Genomic DNA, 24,740 nt, shown 5'->3' with positions numbered 1-24,740 from the left:
ATTCCATATAATCTCTCATAAAAGACAGACTATCTTTATAATGATTGGAAATTATTCAGAATCACATATTTAGTTGAATCTTCGTTTGTATTTATGGCGAAATGATAAAATATAATATACTGAAAGTTTTGACTTGCTATCGCTTGCTGACAAAAGCGGGGAAGATTTTGTCATAGCAGGATGTTTCGGATTCGGAGTGTATGAAGAACTTTTATGACACAATTCAAGATTTAATCTTTGATTTTTATGAATATGGATGAGATCAAGGATTAAATCTTTGTATCAGAAACCAATTATACCTTAATCTAATTCTAATATTCACAATACATGTACATCAATACAAACCGACCGTTTGGACATATCAGATGTCGAATTCAATCGTAAACATCAATGTCCATAATCATTCCAATAATATGGTCATAAGCCACGCTTCACTTGACAAGTCCCTTCCGAGAAGTTAACTCGGAGGGCGAATACCTCCACGTTCAAGCCTCCGGTTTTCGGGACACAAAATTCCCTGCGGTAATTTTCCGCCCGAAAAAACGCTCCGGTATTGCCGTCCGAGTTGGGGAAAGTACCGGGACTTAGCAAGCGAAGCGACCTACGACGCATAGATACAGGTCAAAATAAAAAAGAATCCGACGGGAGAACCATGCTCCCGTATGCCATCCCAATGGATTACGCCATCCTGTTATTCCCGTAAACAGAATTCCGCTTCCTGTCACAAAAGGACACATCAAGGGGGACAAAAGCAGCTCGCTCCCAACTCTGCATAATTACAGTTTTTCCTTTTCTTCCGTGCGGCTGTGCGTACCGCCATGCCCTTGTCTGTCCGGCCTGTTCCAGCCTTTTCCCTTTCCTTTGCCGCCTTTCGTTTTTTCTCCTTTTCCTGCCGTTTTACCCCGTTTTTTCACTCCGTTTTCTCCGGCCTGCGGTGTAATGTGATGACACAAGATGTAATGTATATCCTAACACATTGCAAATCAATTATTTATCAATTTTTCTCCTATATATTTGCGGTGACAACATGAGTTATCAACACTAAAAATCAAATGTTATGGCAAAGAAAAATGCAAGGGAAGAACCCCCGAAACCGCAGGTCACCGAAAACGAGCAGATGAGTGACATCGTGTTCATCCTCGACAAGATGGAACTGATTCTGGAAGCGGTGTCGCAAATCGGACAGGACGGAAAATTCAACACGGTAGCCGCTGACAAGAAGAACCGGAACTCCTTCCTGAAAATTGACCGCTATGCCGACGCCTTCGAGAACTTCATCAAGAACTTCTGGAGCCAACTGAAAGACCCGACACGCTTCGGAATCCTCTCCGTCAAGGAGGAGAGGCTGGACGACCCTGCCGTGCAGCAGGCCATCGAGGACATCGCCGCAGGAAAAAAGACAAAAGCCGTGGAAGAATTTCTCAAGCAGTACGAGATTGTCCCGCGTAACAAGGAAAACCAAAGTATTAACCCCAAAAATCAAGATGAAATGGCAAAGAAAAATGAAACCCAGCAGCAGGCTGCCACAGCCGACAGCCAGTCGCAGACCCAGTATCGTTACAACGAATCCATGATTAACTGGGAACAACTTAAAAATTTCGGAATTTCCCGCGAATACCTCCAGGAACGCGGACTGCTCGAACAGATGCTTCGTGGCTACAAGACCAACCAGGTCGTGCCCATTAGCATGAACTTCGGCTCGGCCGTGCTGAGAACGGACGCCCGTCTGTCCTTCCAGCAATCCATGTCGGGCGATGTGGTGCTTGGTATCCACGGTATCCGGCAGAAACCCGATCTCGATCGCCCGTATTTCGGGCATATTTTTTCCGAGGAGGATAAGCACAACTTGCTCGAGACGGGCAACATGGGGCGTGTCGTGGAGCTGAAAGGACGCAATGGGGAGTTTATCCCTTCCTTCATCAGCATCGACAAGCTGACCAACGAGGTGGTTGCTATGAAAGCGGAGAACGCCTTTATCCCAAAGGAAATCAAGGGTGTACAGCTCTCCGAGCAGGAACAGAAGGACCTGCGTGAAGGCAAGAAGGTCTATGTCGAAGGCATGATTGCCAAGTCTGGCAACGAGTTCAACGCCTTCATTCAGGTAAACGCCGAGCGCAGGGGCGTCGAGTTCATCTTCGAGAACGACAAGCTCTTCAACCGCCAGACACTCGGGGGCGTGGAACTGACACAGAAGCAGGTCGAGGAGCTGAACGCCGGAAAGGCCATCTTCGTGGAGGGCATGCAGCGCAAGGACGGCGAGGTGTTCTCCTCCTACGTGAAGCTGGACGAGGCGACGGGCCGTCCGTCGTACACTCGCTACAACCCGGATTCCCCGGAGGGCGCACGCGAAATCTATATTCCCGACGAAATCAATGGGGTGAAGATTACGGCGGAGGAACAGCAGCAGCTCCGTGACGGCAAGGTGATTTTCCTCAACGACATGGTGAACCGTAGGGGAGAGGAGTTCTCCTCCTTCATCAAGGTGGACTTGGAGACGGGACGCCTGAGCTACTCCCGCACGCCCGACGGATTCGAGCAGCGGGCCGACTTCAAGATTCCCGACAAGGTCTGGGACGTGCCCCTGACCAGAAAGCAGCGTGCCGACCTGCAGAGCGGAAAGGCCGTGCTGGTGGAAGGCATCAAGGGTTATGACGGGAAGACCATCTCGCAGTACGTCAAGGCCAATTTCAACCAGGGACGCCTGGACTTCTACAACGAGAATCCCGACCGCAAGCGAGACGCCTCGCAGCGCAACGTGGTGGCCAACAGCCAGCGGCAGGAACAGGGCAGCCGCAAGTCAAAGGGAGCCAGCATTTCCTGATGGCGGGAACTGAAAAATGAATGTTGAATCAAAAAAGAAAGAAATATGAAAAAGGAAAACGGAAACGACATGCCTTTCAAGGCAGAAGATGTGAACTGGGACGAACTGCATGACATCGGCATCATGAAGGACGAGTTGGAACTCTCCGGCGAGCTGGACACCCTCCTCAAGGGAGAAAAGACGAAAGTGATGCCCCTGAAACTGGTACTACTCGGCGTGGACGTGGTGATGGACGCCACACTCCAGCTGGTTCGCAAGGGCGAGGCGCCGCTGCTGGAAATCCAGGGAGTGACACCGCTGGGCAGATAGCCTGAGAGCAATTATCAAGTAAACTGATGTCTTACCGCCGTTTCCTGTCTTCCGCACGGAAAACGGGAAACGGCTTAATTTTTATCCTAACAATATGATAGCAATCATCGCAGAAAAGCCGAGTGTAGGCATGGACATAGCCCGTGTAGTCGGGGCTGATACAAGAAATGACGGCTACTGTTCCGGTAACGGATATATGGTGACCTGGGCACTGGGACACCTCGTGTCACTGGCCATGCCGGACACTTACGGTTATACGAAAACGGCAGCGGAGGACCTGCCGATGCTGCCGGACCCGTTCCGCCTGGTCTCCAGACAGATGCGCACGGACAGGGGAATGGTTACGGACATCGCCGCCTCGAAACAGCTGAAAGTCATAGAAAGCGTATTCAACCGCTGTGACAGCATCATCGTGGCTACCGATGCCGGTCGTGAAGGGGAACTTATCTTCCGCTGGATATACGACTTTCTGGGCTGCACGAAACCGTTCAGACGCCTGTGGATTTCCTCGCTTACTGACGAGGCCATACGGAAAGGGCTGGAGGAACTGAAGGACGGCTCGGAATACGACAGCCTGTATGCCGCCGCCGACAGCCGCGCGAAGGCGGACTGGCTGGTGGGCATGAACGCCAGCCGTGCCCTGGCCATCGTCTCCGGCTCGTCCAACAACTCGATCGGACGGGTGCAGACTCCGACGCTCGCCATGATATGCAGCCGCTACAGGGAGAACCGCAGTTTCGTATCCACACCATACTGGCAGCTGCATGTCACCCTCAATGGCGGCACGTCACACCGCCGCTTCTTCCATCCCGCGACCTTTGACGACAGGCAGAAGGCGGAAGCCGCCTACCGCAGTCTCTCTCCCGATTCTTCGGCGACGGTTACGAAGGTGGAGCGCAGGAAAACCCTGCAACAGCCGCCGCTGCTCTACGACCTGACGGCACTTCAGAAGGACTGCAACGTGCACCTCGACCTGCCCGCGGCAAAGACGCTGGACATCGCCCAGTCGCTCTACGAGAAGAAGCTCATTTCCTACCCGAGAACGGGAAGCCGGTATATCCCGCACGACGTGATGGCCTGTGTGCCCGGTCTGCTGGAAAGGATAATGGCCATGCCCGCATTCGCCACAAGTGCCGGAATCCTTGACTTTGCGCATCTCAACACCCGTAGCATGGACGACAGCAAAGTGACGGACCACCATGCCCTCATCACGACCGGCATCGCACCCGAAGGGCTTTCCGAAGCGGAAGAGGCCGTCTATACGCTGATAGCCGGACGTATGCTGGAGGCGTTCTCGCCATGCTGCGAGAAGGAGCTGATTCTTATGGAATGCCGTCTGGACAACATGGATTTCCGCTCGAAAAGCTCCCTTGTCGTCAGTCCGGGATGGCGCGGCATCTTCCGCAGGAAAGAGGACAGGCAGGACGACGAACCGGAAACCGACGAGGGTACGGCCGTATTTGCCGAAGGGGACACGGTCCCTGTTTCAGGATTCGGACTGGCCCAGAAGAAGACCGTGCCCAGACCGCTCTATACCGAAGCCACGCTGCTGGCAGCAATGGAGACCTGCGGCAGGGAGATAGCCGACGAGCAGGCACGGGAGGCCGTGAAGGAACTGGGAATCGGAACGCCCGCCACGAGAGCCGCCATCATTACGACCCTGTTCAAGCGCGACTACATCACCCGATCGGGCAAGAGCATCCTCCCCACAGAGAAGGGACTCCATATCTACGATGCGGTGAAGGACATGCTCGTGGCGGATGTTTCCCTGACAGGAAGCTGGGAGAAGACCCTGCTCCAGATAGAGCGGCACACACTCGGACCGGACACGTTCATGGCATCCATCACGGACTACACCCGCAAGGCTACCCGTGAAATCCTGAACCTCAGCCTTCCGGCGGTAGCCGCCCGCACGTTCACCTGTCCCAAATGCAAGACCGGACACATCATCGTCAGGGAGAAGAGTGCCCGCTGCGACAATAAAGGGTGCGGACTGACCGTGTACCGCAGATTCCTGAACAAGGAACTGACGGACCAGCATCTGGAACAGCTTTTCTCCTCCGGCTCCACACGGCTCATCAAGGGATTCAAGGGAAAGAAGGGCGTGGCTTTCGACGCTTCGGTCACTTTCGACGCCGGGTTCACCCTGACACTCTCGTTCCCCAAAAACGGGAACGGCAGGAAAAGGAAATGATGAAGCCATCCCGATTCGCGGGGCAAAGGTCGCAGCCCGCCCGTTTCCACCGGCAAGGTCTGGCCTTACGGTTTCTGGGAAAAATCATCCTCGCCCGAGGCTCCGGTATTTTTCCCGAAAACCTTGCCTGTGGAGGCGGACTGCAAGAAAGCCCCTGAAACCGGGAATGGCATTCCCGCCAAACACATGAAGATTATGAAAGCAAAAGAACGTATCAGAAAGATAGCGGACAGCAGATGGGCAAGGACACTCGCGCTGGCCGTAACAGCAGCCATCATATTCAGCTGGCTCTATACACACGGCATATCTCCCGTATGGACCGCCGTGGCCATTGTATGTTTCAGAGGAATCTTCAGCTTCCTCTACCGTGTAGCCTGCCTGCTCGTGGCACTGGCCATTCTCCTGTGCATCCTGAGTTTTCTGGTCTTCTGAAATCTGACAGCAGGGAACATACACCGATTTTGTCATTGCAGTATAAGAGGGGCTGTCCGGAACTGTTAAAATGAATTCGATACCTGTATGATTATATCTTTACAATATATATCGTGTTAAAACTTGTTCAAAATTAGAATAAATATATGCTATTTTTATTGTGTTAAATTAAAATGTATATATTTGCGTTTCACTGCATCGATTGATAGAATATCATATCGTTGGTCGGAGGGTTTGTAAATCCGGCAAATGACAACAGGGGGCTATTTATGTTCCGATATCGGGACATAAAAGGGGCCCCGATTTTTTATCAGTATGGCGATATGGATACACTGAAATAGGAACTGACTGTAAAAAGATAAAATATGGATAAGATATTAGGGGTCCAAATCAGAGAATCTTCTGCCGGCTGCAATGGTCAGGAAAGAGAGCCAAGCGGACAAGTTGTGGCTTACAAAGACCATAAAGGGCTGGAGTGTATTTTGCGTGCAACAGGATAGCAGGTTGGGGTGGCATCCAAAATATTCACATCCCGGAAGACTGCACCCTCGACTACCTTCCGGGATTTTTTATCATAAAATGTATGAGGACGCTAAATGGGATATCCTTACAGACAAAAATCATAGTTGGTTATCTGATATTGATGGCGGTCATCGGAAGCATGATTGCCATACTGCTTCATGAGCGCAAAAAAATGCACGACATAGCAGACGGAACCGCAGAAATACGTGAGATCCGGAACGAAGTCAACGCCATACGCCGCCACATTGTCGGAATTGCTTTGCTGGGGAAATCTGCCATCGGATGGGATAGGGAGGACTTCTCTGCCTACCGGAACAGGCGCCTGCACATAGACAGCCTGCTGGAACGCATGAAAGACAACGGCCTGGATCTGGTAAACCCCGAACAGATAGACTCATTGCGTCAGCTGTTGGCGGAGAAGGAAAATCACCTGTACCATCTTATAGAGGCTTTTCAGAAGCAGGGGGTCTCGGACAGTCTGCTCTACAATCGTTTGCCCGAGGTTATTGACAAGAGTACCCGTACACGCACGGTCACCCGCCGGAAAAGCGGTATAGCCGGTTTATTGGGTAAGAAGGAAACGGTGCAGGTTCCGGTCTCTACGACAGAATTGTGGAAGCTCAATCAACAGTTGATAAACATGCAGGAAGAGCATGACAAACATATCGGGCTCTATATGGACAGCCTGCGCTTGCAAAACCTGAAGCTGAACCAAAGATTGAACTCCTTTATCACTGTCCTTGACGAACAGGTCCAGGCCGCTTTCCAAAACCGAGAAGCAAGGATTGCGGAGGCAAAAGCACTTTCGTTCAAGCTGTTTGCGGCCACCATCATCGCTGCTATTGTCCTGTCGATCATATCCCATCTTGTCATACAGAGGGACATACGGCGCAAGAGGCATGATCGCCGCAAACTTGTAAATGCGCTTAAGCAGAACCGGGAGTTGTCTGAAATGAGGAAGCGTATTATCGTAACACTTTCCCATGATATAAGGGGTCCACTAAACGCTATCTGCGGCAGTGCAGAACTGGCTATTGACACCAGAGAAAGGAAACGCCGCAACATTTACCTTGAAAACATCATTAAATCTTCACTCCATATTACAAGACTTGCCAACAGCCTGCTCGATCTTTCCAGACTGGACGAAGCGAAGGAATCATTGAACAAGATACCTTTCAGTCTGAAAACTTTTGCCGACGATATTACTATGGAATATACTTGTGCGGCCAATGACAAGGGGTTGCTCTTCAAAACAGAAGCAGAGGACACCGACATCGTGGTATACGGAGATGCGGACCGTATCCGTCAGGTGGCGGACAACCTGCTGACCAACGCGCTCAAGTTCACCCGTAACGGGACCGTTCGTTTCCGGGTAAGCCACAAGGACGGGGTAATGACCATGGAGGTGGAGGACTCGGGTATCGGCATGGACAAGGAGACGGTAGAACGCATATTCCGGCCGTTTGAGCGGGCGGCACCAGAGATATCGTCGGATGGCTTCGGGCTTGGTCTCCCGATAACCAAGGGGCTTTTGAACCTGCTCGGTGGTAACATCTCCGTGTCGAGTCGTGTCGGGAAGGGTAGCCTGTTCCATGCGGAAATCCCCCTTGCCATTTCCACTGAACCGGTAAAGAATAGGGTCATACCGGCCGTGAAAAAGTACAGCCTTCCCAAGCGAATCATCTTGGTGGACGACGACCCGATACAGCTGCGCATCGTCAAGGAGATGCTGGAACGGAACGGAGTAGCATGCCGGATCTGCGTCGGGGCGAAGGACATGGTGGGCGAACTGCGAAAAGAGTCGTATGATCTGCTGCTGACCGACATCCAGATGCACGGAGCCAGCGGTTTTGACCTGCTGTATCTTCTGCGTCACTCCAATATTGGAAATTCACGCACCATTCCGGTTGCCGCCATGACTGCTCGCAACGATGAGGACGAGAACCGTTACATCGAAGCTGGCTTTTCCGGTTGCATACGGAAGCCGTTCTCCATGAACGAGCTACTGGCTTTCCTTTCCTCTGTCATGGAAAAGTCGGGACAGCAGCAGGAGCAGAAGGCGGATTTCAATGCTCTGGCCGCAGAGACGGGGGATATGGAATGGATGCTTAACGCCTTCATTGAGGAATCGCTTGCCAACAGGACGGAACTGAAGCAAACTCTCGAAGGCATAAAAACGGACACGGAACGGATGAAAAACACCCTCCATCGCATGTATCCCACCTGGAAACAATTGGGAGTGGCCGGTGAACTGGAGACATACAGCAGAATTCTGCATGACGAAACGTCCGATGAGCAGACTATCCGTACACATACCGAGGTGGTTATGGGAAGAATAGACCAGTTGATAGGCGATGCGAAGAATATGCTTTCGGATATCAGGAAACTTGCCTTAAAGAATAATACGAATGAAACACAGAATACTCATAGTTGAAGACAATATCCTGCTGGCCGGACAGCAAAAGAAATGGTTTGAGAAATACGGCTATGAGGCCGAGACGACAATAGACGAACCCGGTGCGAGGCAACTTTTGAAAAAGGAGCCTTTCGATCTTGTCCTTTCTGATGTCCGTCTTCCGGAAGGGGACGGCATATCGTTACTCGAATGGATGCAGAGAGAACGGATAGATGTTCCCTTCATCATCATGACCGGATACGCCTCCGTCCCGGACGCAGTCCGTGCTATCAAGATGGGGGCGAAGGACTATCTGGCTAAACCGGTTCAGATGGATGAATTGCAAAGTCTGATAAAGGACATCTTGCGTCCTCGCTCTGTCATATATGGAAAGGACAAGGAAATCCTGTCCAGGAACAGCCATCAGATGAAAAGTGTGGAGAATCTGGCCCGTACGGTTGCTCCATTCGACATATCCGTTCTGATTCTTGGACCGAGCGGAGCGGGCAAGGAATCCATAGCACAACGTATCCATTATTCCAGCGAACGCAGGGAAAAGCCGTTCTTGGCGGTAAACTGTAGCGTCATTCCCAAAGAGCTTGCACCCTCGTTCTTTTTCGGGCATGTGAAGGGGGCGTTTACGGGAGCAGCCGCAAACCGGGAGGGCTTTTTTGAAACGGCCCGTGGCGGTACTCTGTTTCTTGATGAGGTGGGGAACCTCTCCGTGGAGGTACAGAGTATGCTCCTGCGTACCTTGCAGGAAGGCACCTATATTCCCATAGGCAGCAACCGGGAGAAATACGCTGATGTAAGGATCGTGTCGGCAACCAACGAGAACCTGCAGTTGGCCATCAAGGAGAGACGATTCCGGGAAGACCTGTACCACCGTCTGGGGGAATTTGAAATCGTTCTGCCGGCCCTGCATGAATGCCCGGAAGACATACTTCCGCTTGCCGAACATTTCAGAGAAAGGTTTTCCAAGGAACTCAACCGACAGACCGACGGATTCAGCCAGGAGGCGGAGCAACTGTTGCTTTCATATGGCTGGCCGGGAAATGTACGGGAATTGCAGAACAAGGTCAAACGGGCTGTTCTGCTGTCCAAACAGTCGGTAATCGAAGCAGGTTGTTTGAATATAAAAGTCGAGGATGAGGAAGAGGAAATTTTCCTTTTCCCGGAAAATGAGACACAGGAAAAACTCTCCATTGTCAGGGCTTTGAAAATATGTACGGGCAACCGAAAACGGACAGCGGAGATGCTGCACATTGATCCGTCCACGCTGTACCGGAAAATGAAGAAATATGGATTGAACAACAAATGAAGACAATATATATCCGGCTATAATGTGAAATAACATTCTGCCAGCTGGAATGTAATTTTATATTCGGCAATCAGTTCCGGGGCAGAGCCCATACAAAACAGATTTCTACGAACAAAAACTGGGTTAGAACACAAACATTCAGGAACGGAATCTATCTGACTTATTGCAAAACATTGCAATAGGAGATTGCATGTACTTGCATTTGCAATACCTCAATCAGTCTCGTTTTTTTCTGCGGAAAATCTTTTATCTCACTGTTATTCAATATCTTGTCATGCTCTTGCGTAACAAAATACTTCGTTGGTCTACGTTTTGTCCTTTTACATAATGAAACCTGTTGCGCAACACGGTGTAATTAACGGAATTATTACACTAAAAAACAGAACTCATTATGATACAGATAGACAGGGAGACATTTCAGATGATGCTCCAAAAGATAATGGAACGGTTTGATAGAATCGAAGCCAGATTGAACCGTATGAATCGACAGACAGCAGCCTTTGAAGGGGATAAGCTGCTTGATAACCAGGATATGTGCGAATTGCTTGGTGTTACAAAACGTACCCTTGCCCGTTATCGCCAGAAGAAACTGGTGACTTACTATATGATTGATGGGCGTACCTATTACAAGGCTTCGGAAGTGGAGGAGTTCCTTAACCGGAAAGGGAAAGTTCTGCCCGCGAAAATAAAAAAGGAACTTGGAATTCAACCTTGATTCATCGTTTGTACGAGTACATGGATTCTGGGCGGAATAACCGTCCGATTTATGAGATAGAAAAGATATAACTTGGGGAAGAGTCTATTATGGAATAAATTTCTCCAAAAGAGTGAGATTTTCGTTTTTAATTGATAACTTTGTTTGTCAAATATTGGGAATATTATATATTTTGTGTCTAAGAATTCAAGATAGAGAATCTAGTTATGGCTAAATATCGTAGAACCATAGTAACACTTATGCAAAGAGGTCTTGACCTTGGTGTACATGGTTCCCCGTTCAGGGTGGCCATTGAGGTTGTAGAAAAATTAGAGGATAATCAGAGCCGGGAGTATCTGTATCAGATGATATTGGAGAATGTACTGAGTATTGGATTTTTGTTGACTGTCTTTTCAGAATACAGCCAAGATGTTGATGAACATGAGAGGAAAGAAAACGCCGGAGGAAAGAATAGAGAGCTTGATTGGATAATTGAGAAGGTTCAAAAGTCGTAATCTATGGAACAGTCACCTATTATAAACATATTGACTTACGGATTACCGGGCGATATTACTCGCATTATCTATCTTGAATATAATAGTAGAAGAAGGGAAATTGACCGGATATGGGCTAATTCTGAGAATCATTATCAGATGCTCCAAGGCTATGTATCCACAGTAGAGACTTTATTGGCAATTAGTATATTTTACAGATATGTAATTGGACACATGTATGGTGCTGTATCTTTTTATAAGTCTGTTAACCAGAAACTCGGAATGGAGAAAGAATGTGCAATCAAAGCTGGTAAAAAGGTACTTGACAGAGATCAACAAAGACATCTTCTTTCCGCAGTAATCAATTTTAGACAGTTCCAAAATAAGTATCAGCTGGAACCTGTGTTTTTTGAGTACTCTGAGACTATTCAGTTTCTGAGAAATTGCAAAGATTTGCTCTATCAAAAGGAATATGAAGAGAACGACTCCATTTAAAGCTCCGTTAGACTTTGAAAAGGAATTAGTTGACTTTTCAAACAAGTATAGGATATTGCTTGCAGAGCATGCAAAAAGAATAAGTGATTATTTTGAGATGACTTGCTATGATTTTGTCATTCGCTATTATGAGAAGAAAGGCTATGAGTTGAAAGTACAGAACCTGCAAGGTGGAAAATTCAAGTTTAAGTGTAGCCCAACAGGATTGTTAAAGAATTTCTCATATTTTAAAGCGACAAAAAAGAATAATCACGGTGATGGTAAAGTTGTTTATATCTATCACAATGCTACAGTACAGTCTGCATTTGACGAGAAAGTTTTTACAACGCCTGACATTGTAATATCAAACTCCAATACCCCAGCGGAAACTAAGGACTACTATACAACCAAGAGAATACTTTCATATATTCCCCAAGAGAGTCTTGTCACTTTTTGCGAAGCTAAGCATTTGACACCTTTCCCAGAATTGATGGTGAGTTTTATCGGAACTGTTCATGAATTGAAGCCAGACTGTGTAAATGATCATGAGGAACATATAGATTCTGAGCATATAGCTCCTTCACTCATGATGTCTGGAACTTTTGGTAAACCAACGAGGAGAATACGACATTCTTTTGAAAAAAGGTATTACGTGAACTTCTTCGATAATCTCTTTGAAGACATTACTGTAAAGTTATCCTTATCTAAGCGTGGTATTGAGCAGATTGCTACTTTAGGTAAAAAAAGTAATAAGACTCTGTTGTTGGAAGACTCATAGGAATACTGAGGTTGCTAAACAATATATTGAATTCGGTATATAGGGATCTCTCTAGCATAATTAAATTCAAGAAGTCAAAGAATAAAGTGATCTTGATGGACTTGATTTGTTAGAATGTCTCTCGTATTCATCAAATTATCTTATCTTTTTTATAAAGTTTCGAAAAGCACAAAATCTCCAAATTCTGATCGGACCATTCTTATTTTTATCATTATTTCAATATCTTTGCATATGAGTTAAAAAAAATAGAAAACAAAGGCAGATTAAATCTAATTATTGATCACAAAAGCTGATAAGAGCTGGCTGTACAATTGGGAAAATCTATTTGCACCATTATTAAATGATGCAGTTATGTCCATTCAGCTTTCTTGGACAACCTATGATAAATCTTTACACTATTGAGTGGGGATATACGTGAGTCGATTTTATCTTCAAAATAGTATTTTCTCTGATGTATATGTGAAGGATTTGCTGTGGGTTGATATAAGATTGGATAAAATGATGAAAAAGAGAGGAGCTTCAAAATGTATAGGATTGGTTGATGCAGACCTGTTAGATAATGGAACGCGTCATCCAAATCTTGTATTGTTAACACTGGCAGGTTATTTTCGAGACCATGGTATACCTTATGAATTAATTATTGATAATGAGGTAAATCTGGAATGCTATCAGCGAGTTTATCTTTCTCGTGTTTTTGCATTTACCAAATTACCTAAGTTCGTTACAGATTTTCAAACGAAACATCCGAAAACATGGAGAAATAAGCTACAGATGGGAGGTACGGGATTCTATGCTACAGAGGAAGATAGAGAAAAGTTTGACGAGATGCGTCGCAAAGATATGGTCCAACTTGCTATGGATCCATTTTTACCAGGATTTTCAATGGCTCATCAAATGCCGGATTATAATATTTATATTCCCTATATTGAGCGTGAGATTGAAAAAAAAGTTAATATTGAAAGTGCAAAGTTGAAAAGGAAAAACGGTATTGCTCCAACTGCACAAGAGATAGATGCAATAGCGTTAAAGTGTCGTAAGAAATACAAGGATTATCTTGATTATAGTATTGGGTTTCTTACTCGTGGTTGCATCCGTCAATGTTCATTTTGTGTGAATAAGGGAGAACGTAGTATTTTGCCATATTCCAATCTTAACGATTTTGTTGATGACAGTCGTCCGTTCATTTATCTTTGGGATGATAACTTTTTATGTTATAAAAATTGGAAAGTATTGCTTCAACAACTTATTGATAAAGGCAAACCTTTTCAATTCCGACAAGGATTAGATGAACGTGTCTTAGATGATGAACGTGTTGAAATGCTCTGTAGAGCTCCTTATCATGGAGACTTCATTTTCGCTTTTGACCAATGGAAAGACCGTGAACTAATTAAACGTAAGTTAAAAATATGGAAGCGTCACTGTCCTACAAAGACAACTAAGTTCTATTTGTTCTGTGGTTACGAACTAGTTGCTGATGATGACGAAAAGTTATTTACAGATGTTTATTATCTGTTCTGCAGAATTCAAATACTGATGAGCTTTGGTTGTCTTAGTTATGTTATGCGTCACGCTGATTATACGAACCATCGTCTTGGTAACATTTATACACAGGTGGCGCGATGGTGTAATCAACCTCAGTTTTATAAGAAAATGTCTTTTGAGGAATTTGTGTTTAGAAACCAGTCTTATCAGGAAGAGCATTCTGCGTCTACAAAAATTTGTAAGACACTTGCGACATACCAAGATTTTAAAAAAACGTTTGCAGATAAGTGGAAACTGATTGAACCCTTATTTAAGATGAAATATGAATCGACAATAAATCCATCTAACTGGAAAGAATAAGAAAATATGGACGATACAGCTCTTGTAAAAATATTTAGAAGACTATGTCAAGGATCTAAAGAATCTGTTCAAAGTGGTTTGGAACTTGATGAGTTTGATAATTATATGCACGTTGAACGACCTATTGACAAGGCCGTCAGAGATGCAATGGATGAGATCCGCATTGAAGGAGGTGGTATTTTATTTCTAGTAGGTAGTGCCGGTGATGGTAAATCGCATATGATTTCAACCTTAAAGAAGGAGTATACTGATTTTGAGTTTAGGAATGATGCTTCTGAAAGTCCTTGGCCAAACGTTGAATCTATTGATGCTTTGAAAATCTTCCTTAATAACTACAAGGATACAACTCTCCATACAACAACTACAAAGATGCTTGTAGCTATTAACATGGGAAAATTGAGCGCTTTTATCGATGATGACGAAGTACAAACAGAGTTCTCAGAAATTGCTAATTGTGCAAAGACGCTCTTCGACGAGGACAATCTACGCCATAAAGAAACAAATCGTGTAAGGATTGTATCTTTTGCCAATCATCAGATTTTTGAACTTTTCCCTGAGTGTAAAGATTCCATATATCCAGTCGATTCTTTTTTTATTAAAAAGGTACTTTGTAAAATTACAGACGATTCATGTGACAATCTTTTTCGAATAGCATTTAATAATTCTAAACCAATTGGGGTAGATTTTGACCCTTGTTATATTAATTACCAATTGCTCAGTATTCCTGCTATACAAGAAACCATTGTAAGAATTATTATTGAGTCAGTTATTCGTTTCAAATTGATGTTGACTCCTCGTGAGTTGTTTGATTTCATCTATCGAATCGTTATTCCAGATACATATGCAACATTCAATCTAACCAAGGACTTCTTTAAATCGCTGTTACCAAACCTTTTGTTCGAAGGTGGAGAAAATAAGATAATGAAGTGTCTGGCAATGCTTGACCCGCTTAAGTATGGTAATATTGAACATAATGACTACTTAGCAGAGTTATTTACATCAGTGGCGATTCCTGAAGAAGAATGTTTTAGCATTCTCAAAAGTGAGCTACATCCACGTTTTTTTGAGATCCTTGACGAATATTACAAGAATAACAGATATAACATTGGGGATATTTCGAAACTTCTGTTTCGGATGAAGCATCTGATGAAGTATCACTCAGAATCTGTTGAATATAGATCGTTTCTCAGTATACTATGCGGTTACTATGATAATGATGAAGATCGTTTATTCCCTCTTTACGAAACAATACAACGTAGTATTCCTCATTTATATGGTTCGTACACGGATAAACAAAACTTAATTCCTCTTGATATACAGGGTAAAGAATACAAGATGTTTGTTAGTTGTGACAACTTGAAGCCCGCCCCTCAGGGAGCAGTACCTTTTGATGTAAACAATCGTAACAAGTTTGTCGTTGAAATAGATACTTATTGGAAGATAAACACTCCTGTACCGCCAGTTAAGGTAGAATATCAATTGTATGAATATTTATGTAAGATCCAAAATGGAAAGCTGGCACAAACTGATGACCGCAATCACAACCTTTTATTTTATGGCTTTATTAGCAATCTAGTACAACAGACGGATTTTAAAGAAAAGGTGATTATCCTTACTTCTGATAATCAACAGTTAACATTATCACGAACATTTGGTAAAAAAGTCACATTGAAATGATAGGATTCTCAGAAACAAACTTTCTCAGGGAATACATTAAACCTAAGAAAGATAAAAAGACGGGCATGATTAAGGATAAGTTAGAAGATAACTTCCAAACAGGGAAACAGAAATTACTCCCCTTTACTCTTAACCCTATAAGCGGAAGTGTATATGATGGTAACTGTGGCTTGAATGGTGTTGCAGGAGAGTTTTATCGTATTAAGGTGAACTCAACGGTTGAACCAATCTACTCTCCACAGGACACCGAAGAAACTTTGCGTAAAGAACTGACTGATAAGTTTAAGATGCCTACCGATGATATTGAGCGCTTTATCAAAGTGTTCAATGATGTGATGTTTGAAAATGGAACTATCAACGTTATTGATCTCTCGTTTTTTTCTTTCGTACCTATGAAGTATTTTGGTAAAGCCTATGAGAAGGATAAGAGAGTGAATAAATACAAGAGTGGTCAGTCTAAGATTGCTGACTATTACGTGTCTATTGCTGAAAATATAGATGTGGAGTTTGATACGAAAGAGAAAGACCTATTTTCTGAAGTGGTGAATGAATGCTTGCAAAAGGATTCTTTCGTTACCCGAGCAGAACGTGACAAATACTTCATTTTACCTTTCGTAAAAGCTCAATTTTCTAAGGATATCAAATGGTTGATGAAGCAAAACAACAACATCGTTGTAAAGTATTTGCCGTTAATGCTTTATTTCTATGCATCATACTCACTTATGCAGACACTGATGTTCATGAATAAAGCTAATTGGCAATACTCAACAGACAAGCCACGTCCGATAACTTTCATGTTGTCATCTGAGCGCGTATCAGAAGGACAGGCTGCAGTAAAGAAAGGTTGGTCGGCTCAAGATCATTTCCCTGAAACTTTCCTCAATAAGTTATCTGCCTATGCGCAGGCACTAGATATTCTTAACTCTATGTTTGAGGATGAGGAGGAACTCATGACATTTCATTCCATTTTGGAACATTTCAGCAAAATGGAATTTACTGAGGAAGCGAAATCCATATGCGAAAAGGTTCTTAATACGTATCAGGATTACAAATACGAACTGCTAGATGACCGTGACACAGAACCACATCCAATTGCTGATAAGAAAGAGATAAATATCAATAGCTTTGAAGAGTTTGTGGACCTTCTTTTGGATCGTTGTCTAACTTATCAGTCGATTGACTATCCACGTATGAAAGTGGCACTTTATTCTCTTGTCAGTATCAAAATGTTTGAAAAGAGACGAGACTACAGTGTGCTTGTCCTTGACGAGGAAATGCTGCTATTTCTTGTTGCCATGATGGCAAAGGAAGATAGAATACGTATGGAGGAACTCTATAAAAGATTCCATGAGTATGGTATTGATTTTTCCTTCCAGACAAAGAATGCCATTAGTGATTATTTACTTAAGTTAAACCTTTTAGAGCGTAAGAGTGATTCCGGAGGGGCACAATATGTACGAATTGTTTTTTAATTTTCTTATCGAAGAGTTGCTGGTTCGTTATTTCAAGAAAATTAATGTAGAACCAGGGGATAAATTTTACATAGTAATAGAAGATGTTACACTCCGTCGTGACTTCTATAAGGCACTTCATAACTCAGCTTTTACTCATAACTATAAGATATGTTTTCCTGGTTATGAGAAATATGGTATTGGGGCATCTGAATATGATACTGTGGCATTTACTTGTACAAATAACGGAACGCAGATTATTGTGAGCGGTTGTGATGATGCTGGTGATGGATTTCAAACGATGATACGCAACAATATTGGAGTAGTAGATAATCCTATTAGCGAGATGGCAGCTCTTTTCATCCTTCCTGGCAATAATGCCATCGAGACCTTGTTGAGTGCAGGTAGAAACTTACAAGAAAAGCCTTATCCTCTGTGCCTGGATTCTATTACCCAAGCGATCTACAATAAAATAGACAGCAAGATCAATATTATAGAAAAGGAGTATCTTCGTAATCATGTTAACCGTCTTCGTTTTGAGGATAATTATACTTCACTGTTTGACTTTGCACCTGTGCTTTCCATCCTTCAAAAATCAAATTTGAAAGGTAGCTTTGCCCAGCTTGATACCTTCGAAGATTCTGAGATTTATGATAATATGTTTGCTGCAACAGACATCAATATCAAGGAGCGTGTAAAAGACAATGCTAGTGCTTTTGCCATCATTAGTGAAATGATGAGTGAAGCGTATGAGCAAGATCAGTACAAACGTCTATGTACCTATCTAGACGCAAAACTAGCAAGCAAGATTTCAAGTGGTAAGATTGATTGGAAAATGCTTGATTACAAGGAAATTCGTAAGAGCCATGATATTGTCGTGGGTAATCCGACTATAACACGACCTCAATTCAAAGTCGATGGAAATGCAGAACTTTTGGTTAACATTATAGGTCCGAAGAGTGAGAAGACCTCAAAGAGTTTTGTTATAGTATGCGATCCTATTCTTTCTTCCAGAACTCTTAAGGCTTGTTTTAATAAGGAACTAAAGGATTATGTACATGGTAAGATAGCAAAAGTATCTGGATGCAATCTTGTATTTACTTTAACTCAGAAGGTACAGAAAGACAAAGTCGGAGACGAGAAAAACTATCATGAGGTGTCAGTTGTTCTATTGCAGACAAAGAATGTTTTCCAAAGTATTGCTCATTATTTTACCATTGATGCGAAGGGAAATATTGTAGTTAACGTACCTGACTCAGAAGATGGTTTCACTATTGGCTTGGGTACAGATCTAATAGCATATGACGGAATGTCACCAGTTGAGTTAGATGACGATTCTGCTATTCATATCGATATTGATCATAATGCGACAGAGGAACCTATCATTCCATTTAAGTTTGGTGATAAAATTATCAATATACGTTTCAAATATAAAGGAGAGAAGACCCCAATTTTAACTCCAGGTTCTGTTATTGATACTATTTGGGGAGAAGAAGGCGGTGGCTATACACATAATGGTGAAGATGGTGATATTACTGGTACAGTCAATGGGCCACAAGGCCCTATTTACATTCATGACCGTTTCCGTAAGTTGGCAAGTTTGGAGAAACGTATGATAGATATGGAAGTCCCTTATCTATATATTGAGAAGAATGAATTTAGTGGTGAAGATGATATAAAGACACAAAACCTCTCAATTGCTTACGCTATTGATTCTACACTCTTGGAAATCTTCAGGTATTTCAAAACCAAGAATACTGTCCCTTCATTCATACGACCTGATGAGGAATTATGTAGACTTTATGAGCGTTACATTGAAGCCGTACATGATAATATGCAAAACATCTCAACAATAGAAAGCTTCAGCAATACTGATTCTTTTAATATAGCCAAACTGGGTGTTGTTGAGAAGGAAGATGGTACAATAATGCTGTCTCCTTTCCATCCGCTTATGGTGTCATATGCTTTGCAAATGGTTAAATCTGTTGATTCGAAAGAGTATAACAAGAAGGTAATCAATGAACTATCACCTCTATACTTGATGCCATACATTTACTATGGGAATAGTGTGTTGAAAGCTATCAGCAGCACTGAAACAGAAGATATTCTCACATGGGTGAAATATGACAAAGCAGATAATACACAGCATGTTTATGGCTCTAAATCAATATCAAAATTGATAACGGATAAGATCAAGAACTTTATCGACAATTTCAAATATTATTTCCCTGATATAGATTGTCCTATTCGTATTAGTGCCATAGGATTGTCACAATCTGTTGATCTAGTCCGTGGTATTGTTGGCTTTATAGATGTTAGTCGAAAGAAAGGTAGTGTACAACGAATAGAAATTCACGAATATGTTGAAGACATGTTGTCAGATACTTTTTTTGAGAAACTTAATCGTCAGTCATCACGTGATAATATCTCTCAATTATTTGAAGCATATAACTTTAACATAGAAGATAAGGAACTGAATGAAATTATTCGTTTGCTTTTTAGCAGAGTGAGCTATTATAAGCACACTTTTAAGGATACTCGTAAGATGAGTGAGTACAGTCATGTGACATTCTATAAGATTGACTCAGGAGCAAACTATACTCCATTCCCGGCTAATCAACTTAGGACTGAAACTTCTCTTGATGGTCTTATTTCAATTCCATCCACAAATCTTAATGGAAGTAATTATTTGATGGGGTTCGGTACACGTGGATTGAAGCAAAACGATAGTCCGATATATCAGATGGCGAGAGATATGAATAGTCTTTATGCCAATTTACAGAATGAAGGGTTGGCTTCATACTGTCCTGACCAATGTACTGCCAAAAGGTACAGTTTCAAAGATGCAGATTTCTTGCAATCGGTTTATGACAATTCTACTTGGGTAACTTTTGTTTATCCAGAGGTTGATATTGATTTCTTCTATAAACAGAAGAATATTTATGTTGTGCACTACGTTGAACAGTATTCTATCTCTGCACGTTTGGAGAGTATAACAGTGACGCAGCATGTTATCCAGTACAATAAAATGCTCTTTAACTCTCTCCAAACATTCAAGTCGATTATTGGTACGAGTGAGAATTTTAGTCGTAAGATGATTAGCTATTTCAATTGCCTAAATGGCAAATGGCTATTGGATATAGCAGGGAAGCCAGAGCTTATTATGCGCGAAAAGATGAGTCTTGTAGCAACTTGTTTTGTTATGAAGCACTTCCTTAACCGTACTGATAGTATCGTCTGGGCACCTATTGCACTTGATGAAATTGTACGTGCTACTGGGTCCATAGGTATGACACAGGATGGATTGTTTTCGAAGAAAGATCTTGGGCTTGATGGCCCTATTTCTGATGATATACTGATGATGGGTATTCGTCGTAATGACAATGACGTGCTTGAGGTGTTTTTCTATCCAGTAGAGGTTAAAGTTCTGGCCAATGATTCTGTCAGTAAGGGTGAGATTCAGATTGCAAATCTCTATAATAAGGCGTTTAAGAATGTTCTTTTCAAAGGAGATACGTTTACCAGAAAGGTTTACAGAGCATTGTTTGCATCACAATTTTTATCAAATATGGAGAAGATGCGTGCCAACGATCTTATCTCTGATATTGATTATGATAAAGTTAATAGTTCGCGTTATGAGTTGCTCAATGTAAAGTTCAATATCATTGAAGAACTTCCACAAAAAATAGGTAAGGCTGCACTTGTAGTTTATTCAGATGCTACACCAAAGTCATTAAGTGTAGAGTGGATAGATGATGTCCCTGTATGTCACATTCGTATGATGGAATCTGATTGCTATCGCATTGTGGCTAATCCAGACAGCGCTCTTCTACAGTTTGTTGAAGAGTCGGATATTGTAGTAACAGCAAGGCCTGAAATAGATTTGTCATCATCAATGTCTTTAAGTTGTTCTTCAGATTATGCCAAACCACCTCATACACTTGATATTTTTGAATTAGAAGGCGATACAGAAGATAAGGATCTGGGAGAAGAGTCTTCAGTAATACTTGTGAATCCATGTCGTGATGATAATTCTATAGGAGATACTGACGGATGTCATCAGGGGGTTAAGATTAAGATTGGTAAGGATAGAAAGGGCACTCCGATAATTTTTGAAGCCAATAACACAACAAAGGTTTCTCATCCTAATATGGGTATTGTTGGTGGTATGGGTTTTGGTAAGACGCAGGTTGCCCTTTCGCTCATTGCTCAGTTTGCCAAAGAGAGCGAGCATAATGTAGATGGCCATCCTATTGGGATGCTGATATTCGACTATAAAGGAGATGATTATTCTACAGAGGCATTTCTCAGCAAGGTTAATGGCCAGTGCTATAGCTTCAATTTCCCATTTAATCCTCTTAAACTGGTTGTAACAGATAAAACCAAGTTCATGAATCTGCCCGCAGTAACTGCAGATAGAATAAGCGATTCGTTTGCAAAAGCATATGGATTGGGACAGGTGCAGCAGAGTACTATCAAGCAGGTAATTCTTGAAACATACAATGATTTCGGAATTACTGGCAATCCTTCTACATGGGACAAACCACAGCCAACGATGAGTAATGTGGTGGACAAGTATTTCGAACAATACGATGCCAAGGATAAGACTTACGCTTTGTTCGACAAGCTCAGAGATTACATGATTTTCACTTCAGATAATAGCAAGTGTGTATCCATGTTTGAATGGCTCGATGGCGTAAAGGTCATTGATTTGACCCCATACCCCGGAGATACGAAGAAAGTAATCGTATCTTTGATTCTCGATTTGTTTTATGAAGAGATGAGGCAGTTGGGGGCAAGCAAACTGGATGACCCATACAGAGAATTGCGTGCCATGATTCTTGTGGATGAAGCTCATCAATTCCTAAACAAGGACTTCAACTCTTTCCGTAATATCATCAGTGAGGGTCGGATGTTTGGTGTGGGCATGGTACTTTCTACACAAAATCTATCAGATTTCAAATCTGCAAAGCAGGAATATTCACAGTTTATTCTCAGTTGGATAATACTTCATATGAATAACATAACAAAGGCAGAGGTCGCAAACATCTTTGGTTCGAACGACCCAAACTGTCAGGTTTATGTTGATATTGTGAGTAAAGCTGAGAAGTTCTATGGTATTTGTAAGATTGGTAATGAAGTAAAGGCTATTCGCACTTTACCATATTACGAACTTATAAAAAGTGATGAGCGTTTTTCAGCGAAATAACAAACAGAATAATAATATATGATCCTGGTTAATATGTTGAAATAGTGGATTAGTAATCTATTTCCCCCAAGAATCCGGCTTTATATTTCATGAATCAAAGTGTTAATATAAGTCTGTTTTGGTAAGGTATATTGAAGCTAAAGGAAATAGGAGGAATGAATAAATATTATAATAATGCTATTAGTAAACTTCTCTTAAAGGTTAATTCTAAAGTATGATAGTAGTTGTTGTAGAAATGTAAGATAATATCCAAACTTTAAGTAGTTTATACTTTTGGTTTACAGCCACAAATCGAGTCGATACTATGTGCTTGGAAGATAATTATATACGAAATAATATTGTCTTCTGTATCTGTTTGGTACATTATCTTTACTACTATGAGTATATATTTTTTGAGTGAACATGAAGGGGTATCAATTTATTCACATAATAATATTGAAATTATGTCATACATAATAATGTGATACTTGAAAGATTGGTAGGAATTATGGTAGAAGAATTTGCCTGTGTTGAAAAGAAACTGGACTATATGAGCCCGTTCGAAAGAATGTATGACAAAGGGAAACTAATTAATAATATGAGCTTTGTAGAACTCTTAGGCGTATTACAAAGACCTTTGATACGTTACAGTGAAAAGGGTAAGATTAAATAATTCCAACAGCTCCAACACTTTTAACCACATTAAAGACCGGATTGTGATCCCGCAGTTTTAGGAATGCTTTCAAATCTTTGACATGCCGACTAATATCAATAACTTTATATAGGTCGTTGCCTTTTACTTGCTCTTTTACATATGTGCAATCCGGATAAGTTCCCATTTCATATATTTTTATCATAGCTGTAGTAATTATTTAGATATTCAATTATCATCAAAGATAAGGGACTCTGTCAGATAAAGCTTCTTTATTATGATAAAACAGGCCATATCCGATAGATTTATCAGATATGACCTATTGTTGATAAAGAGATGACTCTTATTATTTCAACGAAATCTTATTAGCCGTCTCTCGCTTCTTGGAGTTAACCAAATCAGCATAGATTTGTGTAGTGGTGACATTCTTATGTGTCAACATCTTCGATACAGTGTAAATGTCTGTGCCTAAAGAGATTTGGATGACCGCATACGAGTGCCTATAGGAGTGGAAGGTTATGTGTTTCCTGATTCCGGCTTCGGCTATCCATTGTTTCAAGGGATGATGAGTCATGGATCGGGTTAAGCCTTTGAAGACTTTTCCGGTGCCCCATTCGCCACACAACTCCAGTGCTTCCTGACTGATAGGGAGGGTGGCCTCGGTTTCTGTCTTTTCGGTGCAGATACGGATGTAATAGCCTTGATCTGGACCGACTTCAAAATCACGCCAGTCCAGTTTCAGAATATCACTGATACGGAGGCCGGTCATGCAGGCAAACAAGGAGGCCTGTTTCAAGACTGGAATCTTGCATGGCGTAGCTGCCAATTTCTTGACTTCATCAAGTGTCAGATACTCTTTCTTGACCTCTTTCCATTCGATTTTTTCCAAAAAGTCGTTCAAGTTCTCACGCAGCATCTTTTCTTTATAGGCTATCTTCAACAGGGCTCGAAAAGTTGAATAATAGCCGGCTGCCGAATTGCGTGAGATATAAGCATTGGGATGATTGATTTGTTTGCATTTGAGCAGGTAATCCCTGAACTTCTCGCACAGTTCCACGGTGACATCGCCAAAGGTACATTTGCCGCCGACAAATTTCTCAAAGTGATTATAAACACAATCCCATTTCTCATACTTTTCCCGTGCTTTAGTCCGGAAGTAGGCGAGAAAATCTACCTTTTGTTTGTTCTTATCCAGGAACCCGAATTCTTCATTGATAAGCGACTGGACACGGATACAGCGGATTGCCTCTGCCTTGTTCAGCATATCCTGATTGAACATTCTTTGCTGCTCGTTCTTGGGCTTGGCATAGATATAGATGCCGAGGAATTCCCGGCGGCTCATCTTCATCGTGTAAGGATTGCGGATGGCCGGATAATAATCCAGATAAAGAGATATGCGGTCGTTACGCAATGGCTTTTGTCTCAAAGTTACGTTGGTGCATGTAAGTGTCATAGCTATATTGTTTTTTGATTAATACTTGTTTTTGTTGCAAATA

Annotated in this window: 19 protein-coding genes; 16 read left to right on the top strand and 3 right to left on the bottom strand. The window is 42.6% G+C overall.

Translation table 11 applies throughout. The annotated features are described in order from the left end of the window. Nucleotides 1–776 precede the first annotated feature (776 nt). Nucleotides 777–914, bottom strand: a complete 138-nt coding sequence (locus NW211_RS10330; RefSeq protein WP_155519609.1) for a hypothetical protein — start codon at nucleotides 912–914, stop codon at nucleotides 777–779. A gap of 143 nt (nucleotides 915–1,057) precedes the next feature. Between NW211_RS10330 and NW211_RS10325 the strand changes: the two genes are divergently transcribed. The 16 genes from NW211_RS10325 (at nucleotide 1,058) to NW211_RS10250 (ending at nucleotide 23,265) form a co-directional block, all read left to right on the top strand. Further along, nucleotides 1,058–2,821, top strand: a complete 1,764-nt coding sequence (locus NW211_RS10325; RefSeq protein WP_258327782.1) for a DUF3945 domain-containing protein — start codon at nucleotides 1,058–1,060, stop codon at nucleotides 2,819–2,821. Nucleotides 2,822–2,866: 45 nt separating this feature from the next. Beyond that, nucleotides 2,867–3,130 (top strand): DUF4099 domain-containing protein, encoded by a 264-nt coding sequence (locus tag NW211_RS10320; RefSeq protein WP_258327781.1) that lies wholly within the window; start codon nucleotides 2,867–2,869, stop codon nucleotides 3,128–3,130. 94 nt (nucleotides 3,131–3,224) lie between these two features. Further along, a complete protein-coding gene (locus tag NW211_RS10315) occupies nucleotides 3,225–5,324 on the top strand; it encodes a type IA DNA topoisomerase (protein ID WP_258327780.1) in 2,100 nt (699 codons plus the stop codon). A gap of 195 nt (nucleotides 5,325–5,519) precedes the next feature. After that, complete coding sequence (locus NW211_RS10310; RefSeq protein WP_258327779.1) at nucleotides 5,520–5,756, top strand: hypothetical protein; 237 nt, start codon at nucleotides 5,520–5,522, stop codon at nucleotides 5,754–5,756. A 365-nt stretch (nucleotides 5,757–6,121) separates the two neighbouring features. Next, entirely contained in the window at nucleotides 6,122–6,256 is a 135-nt protein-coding gene (locus NW211_RS10305; RefSeq protein WP_258327778.1) for a hypothetical protein, read from the top strand. A gap of 83 nt (nucleotides 6,257–6,339) precedes the next feature. After that, nucleotides 6,340–8,712, top strand: a complete 2,373-nt coding sequence (locus NW211_RS10300) for an ATP-binding protein (protein WP_258327777.1) — start codon at nucleotides 6,340–6,342, stop codon at nucleotides 8,710–8,712. Beyond that, nucleotides 8,687–9,994, top strand: coding sequence for a sigma-54 dependent transcriptional regulator (locus NW211_RS10295; protein WP_258327776.1), 1,308 nt, complete (start codon nucleotides 8,687–8,689; stop codon nucleotides 9,992–9,994). Before NW211_RS10300 ends, NW211_RS10295 begins: the two co-directional genes overlap by 26 nt. 391 nt (nucleotides 9,995–10,385) lie before the next feature. Then, nucleotides 10,386–10,709 (top strand): helix-turn-helix domain-containing protein, encoded by a 324-nt coding sequence (locus NW211_RS10290; RefSeq protein ID WP_258327775.1) that lies wholly within the window; start codon nucleotides 10,386–10,388, stop codon nucleotides 10,707–10,709. 206 nt (nucleotides 10,710–10,915) lie between these two features. After that, nucleotides 10,916–11,203 (top strand): hypothetical protein, encoded by a 288-nt coding sequence (locus tag NW211_RS10285; protein ID WP_258327774.1) that lies wholly within the window; start codon nucleotides 10,916–10,918, stop codon nucleotides 11,201–11,203. 3 nt (nucleotides 11,204–11,206) lie between these two features. Next, entirely contained in the window at nucleotides 11,207–11,677 is a 471-nt protein-coding gene (locus tag NW211_RS10280; RefSeq protein WP_258327773.1) for a hypothetical protein, read from the top strand. After that, nucleotides 11,655–12,434 (top strand): hypothetical protein, encoded by a 780-nt coding sequence (locus NW211_RS10275; protein ID WP_258327772.1) that lies wholly within the window; start codon nucleotides 11,655–11,657, stop codon nucleotides 12,432–12,434. The genes NW211_RS10280 and NW211_RS10275 overlap by 23 nt, the downstream gene beginning before the upstream one ends. A gap of 498 nt (nucleotides 12,435–12,932) precedes the next feature. Next, nucleotides 12,933–14,276, top strand: coding sequence for a hypothetical protein (locus tag NW211_RS10270; protein WP_258327771.1), 1,344 nt, complete (start codon nucleotides 12,933–12,935; stop codon nucleotides 14,274–14,276). Nucleotides 14,277–14,282: 6 nt separating this feature from the next. Then, nucleotides 14,283–15,953: a DNA phosphorothioation-dependent restriction protein DptF gene (dptF, locus tag NW211_RS10265; protein ID WP_258327770.1), complete on the top strand. Its 1,671-nt coding sequence runs from the start codon at nucleotides 14,283–14,285 to the stop codon at nucleotides 15,951–15,953. Continuing rightward, a complete protein-coding gene (gene dptG, locus NW211_RS10260; RefSeq protein ID WP_258327769.1) occupies nucleotides 15,950–17,425 on the top strand; it encodes a DNA phosphorothioation-dependent restriction protein DptG in 1,476 nt (491 codons plus the stop codon). Before dptF ends, dptG begins: the two co-directional genes overlap by 4 nt. After that, nucleotides 17,406–22,613, top strand: coding sequence for a DNA-binding protein (locus NW211_RS10255; protein ID WP_258327768.1), 5,208 nt, complete (start codon nucleotides 17,406–17,408; stop codon nucleotides 22,611–22,613). Before dptG ends, NW211_RS10255 begins: the two co-directional genes overlap by 20 nt. A gap of 487 nt (nucleotides 22,614–23,100) precedes the next feature. Next, nucleotides 23,101–23,265, top strand: a complete 165-nt coding sequence (locus NW211_RS10250) for a hypothetical protein (RefSeq protein ID WP_258327767.1) — start codon at nucleotides 23,101–23,103, stop codon at nucleotides 23,263–23,265. Here NW211_RS10250 and NW211_RS10245 read toward each other — a convergent pair. Both NW211_RS10245 and NW211_RS10240 read right to left on the bottom strand, forming a co-directional pair. Next, on the bottom strand, nucleotides 23,258–23,431 hold the full coding sequence (locus NW211_RS10245; RefSeq protein WP_375379586.1) for a hypothetical protein: 174 nt from the start codon (nucleotides 23,429–23,431) through the stop codon (nucleotides 23,258–23,260). The two genes, NW211_RS10250 and NW211_RS10245, sit on opposite strands and share 8 nt — an antisense overlap. Nucleotides 23,432–23,590: 159 nt before the next feature. Continuing rightward, entirely contained in the window at nucleotides 23,591–24,697 is a 1,107-nt protein-coding gene (locus tag NW211_RS10240; protein WP_258327766.1) for a site-specific integrase, read from the bottom strand. Nucleotides 24,698–24,740 lie beyond the last annotated feature (43 nt).

Source organism: Barnesiella sp. ET7, assembly GCF_024733785.1.
In the GTDB taxonomy this organism is placed as follows: Bacteria; Bacteroidota; Bacteroidia; order Bacteroidales; family Barnesiellaceae; genus Barnesiella; species Barnesiella merdigallinarum.
The sequence above is the reverse complement of the archived record's forward strand: the minus strand, read 5'-3'. Positions and strand labels throughout refer to the sequence as shown.

Coding starts and splice junctions, on each gene's coding strand:
- NW211_RS10300 (WP_258327777.1), top strand. CDS start 6,340: ATGAGGACGCTAAATGGGATATCCTTACAGACAAAAATCATAGTTGGT.
- NW211_RS10305 (WP_258327778.1), top strand. CDS start 6,122: ATGGATAAGATATTAGGGGTCCAAATCAGAGAATCTTCTGCCGGCTGC.
- NW211_RS10245 (WP_375379586.1), bottom strand. CDS start 23,431: ATGGGAACTTATCCGGATTGCACATATGTAAAAGAGCAAGTAAAAGGC.
- NW211_RS10275 (WP_258327772.1), top strand. CDS start 11,655: ATGAAGAGAACGACTCCATTTAAAGCTCCGTTAGACTTTGAAAAGGAA.
- NW211_RS10290 (WP_258327775.1), top strand. CDS start 10,386: ATGATACAGATAGACAGGGAGACATTTCAGATGATGCTCCAAAAGATA.
- NW211_RS10285 (WP_258327774.1), top strand. CDS start 10,916: ATGGCTAAATATCGTAGAACCATAGTAACACTTATGCAAAGAGGTCTT.
- NW211_RS10315 (WP_258327780.1), top strand. CDS start 3,225: ATGATAGCAATCATCGCAGAAAAGCCGAGTGTAGGCATGGACATAGCC.
- dptF (WP_258327770.1), top strand. CDS start 14,283: ATGGACGATACAGCTCTTGTAAAAATATTTAGAAGACTATGTCAAGGA.
- NW211_RS10310 (WP_258327779.1), top strand. CDS start 5,520: ATGAAAGCAAAAGAACGTATCAGAAAGATAGCGGACAGCAGATGGGCA.
- NW211_RS10250 (WP_258327767.1), top strand. CDS start 23,101: ATGGTAGAAGAATTTGCCTGTGTTGAAAAGAAACTGGACTATATGAGC.
- NW211_RS10325 (WP_258327782.1), top strand. CDS start 1,058: ATGGCAAAGAAAAATGCAAGGGAAGAACCCCCGAAACCGCAGGTCACC.
- NW211_RS10255 (WP_258327768.1), top strand. CDS start 17,406: ATGTACGAATTGTTTTTTAATTTTCTTATCGAAGAGTTGCTGGTTCGT.
- NW211_RS10240 (WP_258327766.1), bottom strand. CDS start 24,697: ATGACACTTACATGCACCAACGTAACTTTGAGACAAAAGCCATTGCGT.
- NW211_RS10295 (WP_258327776.1), top strand. CDS start 8,687: ATGAAACACAGAATACTCATAGTTGAAGACAATATCCTGCTGGCCGGA.
- NW211_RS10320 (WP_258327781.1), top strand. CDS start 2,867: ATGAAAAAGGAAAACGGAAACGACATGCCTTTCAAGGCAGAAGATGTG.
- dptG (WP_258327769.1), top strand. CDS start 15,950: ATGATAGGATTCTCAGAAACAAACTTTCTCAGGGAATACATTAAACCT.
- NW211_RS10280 (WP_258327773.1), top strand. CDS start 11,207: ATGGAACAGTCACCTATTATAAACATATTGACTTACGGATTACCGGGC.
- NW211_RS10270 (WP_258327771.1), top strand. CDS start 12,933: ATGATGAAAAAGAGAGGAGCTTCAAAATGTATAGGATTGGTTGATGCA.